This is a genomic window from uncultured Roseobacter sp. (assembly GCF_947493125.1).
Classification (GTDB): Bacteria; Pseudomonadota; Alphaproteobacteria; order Rhodobacterales; family Rhodobacteraceae; genus Roseobacter.
This window is the reverse complement of the sequence record NZ_CANLQB010000011.1, coordinates 121,618-127,985: the sequence shown is the minus strand read 5'-3', so window position 1 is coordinate 127,985 and position 6,368 is coordinate 121,618. Positions and strand designations below refer to the sequence as shown.

Annotated in this window: 4 protein-coding genes; 3 read left to right on the top strand and 1 reads right to left on the bottom strand. The window is 65.5% G+C overall.

Features of this window, described 5'->3' with window-relative positions:
- On the top strand, positions 1–205 hold a 205-nt coding region (locus Q1A71_RS20885), incomplete at its 5' end, for a hypothetical protein (RefSeq protein ID WP_299681318.1).
- 97 nt (positions 206–302) lie between these two features.
- Positions 303–3,818 (top strand): indolepyruvate ferredoxin oxidoreductase family protein, encoded by a 3,516-nt coding sequence (locus Q1A71_RS20880; RefSeq protein ID WP_299681311.1) that lies wholly within the window; start codon positions 303–305, stop codon positions 3,816–3,818.
- Here Q1A71_RS20880 and Q1A71_RS20875 read toward each other — a convergent pair.
- The gene (locus Q1A71_RS20875; RefSeq protein WP_299681309.1) at positions 3,772–4,800 is read right to left on the bottom strand and encodes a LacI family DNA-binding transcriptional regulator; all 1,029 of its coding nucleotides are present in this window, start codon (positions 4,798–4,800) and stop codon (positions 3,772–3,774) included. The genes Q1A71_RS20880 and Q1A71_RS20875 overlap by 47 nt on opposite strands.
- Before the next feature lie 257 nt (positions 4,801–5,057).
- Here Q1A71_RS20875 and hisD point away from each other — a divergent pair, with 257 nt between their 5' ends.
- A complete protein-coding gene (hisD, locus tag Q1A71_RS20870; protein WP_299681307.1) occupies positions 5,058–6,365 on the top strand; it encodes a histidinol dehydrogenase in 1,308 nt (435 codons plus the stop codon).
- The last annotated feature ends 3 nt before the right edge of the window (positions 6,366–6,368 follow it).

Genomic DNA, 6,368 nt, shown 5'->3' with positions numbered 1-6,368 from the left:
CGCGGCCCCTCAAGCATCACCTCCATCACCTCAAGCGGCTGACCAGCAGCAACCGCAACCGCTGCGCGGGTTTTCATCATGGGGGCTCTCCTCATCGAAATATGATGCGTCCAGAGAAAACCGTGCGGCGCTGTTGTCAAGGGATCGTGGCGCGGCAGACGTGAATTTCGATGGCAAGGTTTTCCGCGATATATTGCCTTGCTGAGATTTTTTGGTCAGATCTTTGAGGATTGCCCGTGATTTCGCAGCAATTCTCATAAGCATACCTTACACTCCGCTGCACAGCCAGCCGGAGGAGCCCGATGAGCCAGCACCCGCGGATTGATCACAGCTATGCGTTGCACGACCGGTACACCAGGACGTCAGGGCGCGTGTTTCTGACCGGGACGCAGGCGCTGGTGCGGATCATGCTGGACCAGGCGCGGCGGGATCGGGCGGCGGGGCTGACCACGGCGGGGCTGGTCTCGGGTTATCGGGGCTCGCCACTCGGTGGTGTCGATCAGGAGATGTGGCGCACCGGTGATCTTCTGGATCAGCAAGGCATCCGGTTTCTGCCCGCAGTGAACGAGGACCTTGGGGCGACCGCGGTGCTCGGTGCGCAGCAGGCGAGCCTCGATCCCGCGTGTGAGGTCGAGGGCGTGTTTTCCATGTGGTACGGCAAGGGGCCTGGCGTGGACCGCTCCGGCGATGCGTTGAAGCACGGCAATGCCTATGGCTCGGCGCCGAAGGGTGGTGTGCTGGTGGTGGCGGGGGACGACCATGGATGTGTCTCGTCGTCGATGCCGCACCAGTCGGACGTGGCCTTCATGGCCTGGTTCATGCCGACGCTGAACCCGGCAAGCGTGGCGGAATATCAGGCGTTTGGGGAATACGGGTTCGCACTGTCGCGGTTCTCGGGCACCTGGGTCGGGTTCAAGGCGATCTCGGAGACGGTGGAAAGCGGGCAGTCGGTCGACATGGTGCCGGACCGGGTGTTTCGGCAGCCGGAGTTTACCGGCCCGCCCGGTGGATTGCATGTGCGGGTGGCGGATCTGCCCTCGCCGGGCATCGAGACGCGCATCCGGGCCAAGCTCGACGCGGTGCAGGCCTTTGCCGAGGCAAACCCGATTGATCATGCAATCTATGGCATTGCGGGGGCGCGCTTCGGATTCGTGACCACCGGCAAGGGGCATCTCGATCTGATGGAGGCGCTGCGGTTGCTTGGACTGGACGCAGCCCGTTGTCGGGCACTGGGCATCGACATCTATAAGGTGGGCATGGTCTGGCCGCTGGCGCATCACGCGGCGCTCGATTTCGTGACGGGCAAGCGCGAGGTCATGGTGATCGAGGAGAAACGCGGCATCATCGAGAGCCAGTTCAAGGAGCATTTCTATGACTGGCCCGGGCGCAAGCCGGAGCGGATGGTGGGCAAATACGACGAGGAAATGACTCCGCTTGTGCCCTGGACAGGGGAGCTTTCGCCCCGGCTGTTGTTGCCCCTGATTGCGGGACGGCTGGCGCGCTTCTTCCCCGAGGAGAGTTTTGTCGAGAAGGCCGCGGCGCTGACGCGGGAGACGCCGCCGGTGTTGCGCATCGAAGGAGCGACCCGCACGCCTTATTTCTGCTCGGGCTGCCCGCATAACACCTCGACCAAGGTGCCCGAAGGCTCGCAGGCGGCGAGCGGGATCGGCTGCCATGTGATGGCCAGTTGGATGGACCGCGAGACGGTGGGCTATGCGCAGATGGGTGGTGAAGGCGTGCCGTGGATCACCCAATCGATGTTCAACGGCGGCAAGCATCTCTTCCAGAACCTCGGCGAAGGCACCTGGTATCATTCGGGCGCGCTGGCGATCCGGCAGGCGGTGGCGGCGGGCGCGAACATCACCTATAAAATTTTATACAACGACGCTGTGGCCATGACCGGCGGGCAGCCGGTGGACGGCCCGGTGTCGGTGCAGAGGATCGCGCTGAGCTGCCGTGCGGAGGGTGTGGATAGAATTGCCCTCGTGTCAGACGATATCGGGAAATTTCAAGCTGGCGACTTTCCAAAGGGGACAAGCTTTCATCCGAGATCAGAGATGGACAAGCTCCAACGCGAGCTGAGAACGGTTCCGGGCGTCTCTGTTCTGATCTACGAGCAGATGTGCGCCACGGAAAAGCGGCGCAAACGCAAGCGCGGGCAACTGCCGCAGGCCGACCGGGTCGTGGTGATCAACGATCTGGTCTGCGAGGGCTGCGGCGACTGTTCGGTCGAGAGCAACTGCCTGAGCGTGGAGCCGGTGGAGACGGAGTTCGGGCGGAAACGGCGGATCAACCAGTCCAGTTGCAACAGCGATTTTTCATGCCTCAACGGGTTCTGTCCGAGCTTTGTCACGCTGGAGGGGGTGCGCCGACGCACCGACCCCCGGAGCCCGATCGACGTCACCGCGATCAGCGCCACGCTGCCCCTGCCCGATCTGCCCAGGCTCGAGGAGCCCTACAACCTGCTGGTCGCGGGTGTCGGGGGCACCGGGGTCATCACCGTGGGGGCGCTCGTTTCCATGGCGGCGCATCTGGAGGGCAAAGGCGCGAGCGTGCTGGACTTCACCGGGTTTGCGCAGAAATTCGGCACGGTGCTCGGCTATGTGCGGCTGGCGGACGACCCGGCGTTGCTGCATCAGCCGCGGATCGACGCGGGTGCAGCGGATGCGGTGATCGGCTGCGATGCGGTGGTCAGCTCCTCGCCCAAGGCCTCTGCCCACTACCGCGCCGACACGAAGGTTGTGCTGAACCGCGCCGAGATGCCGACGGGCGATCTGGTGTTGAACCGGGATGCCGCGCTGCGGATTGACGCGCGAGAGGCGGCGATCCGCGAGGTGGCGGGCGCTGTCGATGCTGTCGACGCGGGCGAGCTGGCGGAGCGGCTGATGGGCGATGCGGTCTATGCCAATGTGATCCTGCTGGGGTTTGCTTGGCAGCGCGGGCTGGTGCCCGTGGGGCTGGAGGCCCTGCTGCGGGCGATGGAGTTGAACGGGATCAAACCAGACGAGAACGCGCGCGCCTTTGCCTGCGGGCGGGTGATGGCCGCGGCACCGGAGCGGCTGACACCGGAACACAGGCCCGAACACCGGGATCGAACCACAGAACCGGACCGCCTGGCGGGGACCGCCGGGCAGCGCCCGACTCCCCTCGACGGGGAGGCGGGCGCTCCCCCCGTCCCCCACCCCACGGAGACACCGGCGCAGGTGCGGGCGCGCCGCGCGGCCTTCCTGAGCGCGTATCAGAACGCCCGATATGCGGCGCGCTTCGAGGACGCTCTGACGCCTCTGGCCCACCTGCCTGACGATCTGCAGATCACGGCGGCGAAATCGCTGTTCAAGCTGATGGCTTACAAGGACGAATATGAGGTGGCGCGGTTGCACTGCGATCCGACCTTTCGCGCGCAACTGAGCGCGGAGTTCGACGGCCCGATCCGACCACGCTATCATCTGGCGCCACCGCTCCTGTCCCGCCGAAAGGACGCGCGCGGCAGGCCGGTGAAGCGCAGCTTTGGCCCCTGGATGGGGGGCGTGTTTGCGGTCCTGGCCCGGCTGAAGGGGCTGCGCGGCACCTGGGCCGATCCCTTTGGATATCAGGCTGACCGCAGGTTGGAGCGGGATCTGATCCTTTGGTTCGAGGGTGTCTTGGCGCAGGTTCCGGCCCTGTGGCAGGCCGGGGCGCGGGAAGCGGTTGCGGAGGTCGTGGCGGCCCCCCTCGATATTCGTGGCTATGGCCCGGTGAAAGAGCGGGCGGCGGAGCAGGTCCGCGCGCGGGTCACGGGCTGTCTGGCGCAGGCGGCGCAAGCGACGCGCGCGGCATGAATTCGGTGTGCAGCTCCACCGGCCCATCCCCGTCCTGCCCGCCGAGCCGGGCGAGCAGCAGGCGCGCGGCGGCCCGCCCCATCTCGATCTGCGGCACGCGCACGGTGGCCAGCGGCGGGGTCACGACGGAGGCGAGGCCGATGTCGTCGAAGCCCACCAGGGAGACCGTGCCGGGCACGTCGATGCCCAGCTCCCGCGCCCGTTTCAACGCACCTGCTGCGAGAACATCATTGCCGCACATGATCACCGTGGGGCGCGGCGTATGCGACATGATCGCCTCAAAGGCATCGCCGCCGAACTCCAGCCGGTAGCGCGCTTCGGTGACCTGTATCAGCTCCGCGCCCTGGCCGAAATCGGCAATCGCGGCGGTCACCCCATCGAGCCGGTCGCCGGCGCGGTCATTGCCCGCACGCACCCCGCAAATCATCGCGATGCGCCGGTGGCCCAGCGCCAGCACACGCTGCATCGCCGCATAGGCTGCGGCGCGGTTGTCAAACCCCACGTGCACGGGCGAGGCCTCCGGCTGGAAGCACCAGGAGATCACATGCGGGATGCGGCGTTTGTCCAGAAAGTCGCGCGTGGTTTGCGGGCGCGCATCGCCGATCAGCATCAGCCCATCCGCACCGTGGGCGATGAGCGCCTTGATCTGGCGCAGCTCTTGCTCAGGGTCGTATCCGGTGGTCGCCAGCAGCAGGTTCACGCCCGCTTCGGACAGGACCTCCTGAAAGGCCTGCACGCCGCTGGCGAACATCGCATTGGCCATGGTGGGGATGATCGCGCCCACGGTGTTGGTGCGGTTCGACGCCAGCGCCCGCCCGCCGAAATTGGGCGTATAGCCAAGGGCGTCGATCGCCTTTTCGATCTTGTCACGCGTCGGCTTGGCGACCTTGTCCGGATCATTCAGCGCGCGCGATATGCTCGCGGTGGACACACCGGCCAGGCGCGCGACGTCTTCGAGGGTTGGGGCGTTCGCTCTGCTCATTCGGTGATCTATACCCATCTTTGCCGCCCTTGGCCCGCGGTTTTCGTGAATTTTGCTTAAGTGCTTGCAGATAATACCGAAAGATTTATCTTGCGCGACTCGATGTAAGCGCTTACATAACTCATCAACGGAGCGATGGCGTGCAGACGCCCGGCTCCGATCCGGGGATCGGATATGAGCCGCGCTGTGGGTGAGAGGGGCGGCTGAGCGATCACCGGCTTTGGCTTCATTCCGGATCACCAGATAGGACCCCTGCCATGGCGCGAGAGTATCTCAAGAAAGCTGAAAAGACCGCGATGACCGATGCGGGCGATGTGCGCGAGACCGTTCAGGGCATCCTGAACGACATCGAATCCGGAGGGGACGCGGCGGCGCTGAAATATGCCCAGAAGTTCGACAACTATCAGGGCAATGTGATCCTCGGGGAGGAGGAGATCGCCGCCGCGTCCGTGTTGGTGTCGCAGAAACTGAAGGACGATATCGCCTTTGCCCACGACAATGTGCGCCGCTTTGCCGAGGTGCAGAAATCGACCATGAGCGACGTCGAGCTGGAGGTGGTGCCGGGGCTGATCGCGGGGCAGAAGGCGATCCCCTGCCGGGCCGCGGGCTGCTACGTGCCGGGGGGGCGCTACAGCCACATTGCCAGCGCGATCATGACCGTGACAACCGCGAAAGTGGCCGGCTGCCAGCACATCGTGGCCTGTTCACCGCCGCGCGCGGGCGAAGGCATTGCGCCTGCGATCATCTATGCGGCGAACTTGTGTGGCGCGGACAAGATCCTGTCGATGGGCGGGGTGCAGGGCGTGGCGGCGATGACCTTCGGGCTCTTTGGACTGCCCAAGGCGGATATTCTCGTCGGGCCCGGCAACCAGTTCGTGGCGGAGGCCAAGCGCATCCTCTTTGGGCGCGTCGGCATCGACATGATCGCGGGGCCGACCGACAGCCTGATCCTGGCCGACAAGACCGCCGATCCCTTCATGGTGGCCACCGACCTCGTGGGCCAGGCCGAGCACGGCTATAACTCCCCCGTCTGGCTGGTCACGGACGACCGCCCGCTGGCGGAGAAGGTGATGGAGCTGGTGCCGGGGCTGATCGAGGACCTGCCGGAATTGAACCGCGACAATGCACGCGCGGCCTGGCGCGACTATGCGGAGGTGATTGTCTGTGCGGACCGCGAGGAGATGGCGGCCACGTCGGACGACTATGCGCCCGAGCACCTGACCGTGCAGGCGGAGGATCTGGAATGGTGGCTGGAGCGGCTGCAATGCTATGGCTCGCTGTTCCTCGGCGAAGAGACCACCGTGGCCTTCGGCGACAAGGCGTCGGGGACGAACCACGTGCTGCCCACATCGCAGTCGGCGAAATACACCGGCGGGCTCTCGGTGCACAAATACATGAAGATCGTGACCTGGCAGCGCGCCACACGTGAAGGCTCGCGCCCCGTTGCGGAAGCGACAGCACGGATTTCGCGTCTGGAGGGCATGGAGGGACACGCGCGCACGGCGGATGCACGGCTGCGCAAGTACTTCCCGGACGAGAACTTCGACCTCTCGGCGATGGACTGAGGG